Below are 411 nucleotides of genomic sequence, written 5' to 3' on the forward strand. Positions count from 1 at the left end.
ATACAAAGTTGTTGGTGTATTGAAAGAAAAAGGTGCCTCAATGATGGGATCAAGTGATGATCAAATCTTTATTCCGATTTCTTCCGCTCAAAGGCTCTTAAAAGATACAAACGTTCGTACAATTTATGTAGAAACAAAATCTGCTGAAGATGTTGATTTTGTAGTAAACACAATAGAATCACGTCTTGCAATTAAATTTGGCGACGAAAAAGAACAAGAAAAAAATGCTTCATCTGCACAAATTGGACCATCTTATCAAGTCATCAATCAACAAGAGATTCTCAATGCTTTCAACACGATTAGTACAACCCTAACTACTGCGCTTGGTGCGATTGCTGCCATTTCGCTTGTTGTTGGTGGTATTGGAATTATGAATATTATGCTAGTTTCTGTTAGTGAGCGAACGAGAGA

General features: G+C 36.3%; 1 protein-coding gene. It reads left to right on the plus strand.

The window, feature by feature from the left end; genetic code table 11:
* On the plus strand, positions 1-411 hold a 411-nt coding region (locus tag D7W79_RS46660; RefSeq protein ID WP_500681261.1), incomplete at both ends, for an ABC transporter permease.

The sequence above is a fragment of the Corallococcus exercitus genome (assembly GCF_003611585.1).
Classification (GTDB): domain Bacteria; phylum Myxococcota; class Myxococcia; order Myxococcales; family Myxococcaceae; genus Corallococcus; species Corallococcus exercitus.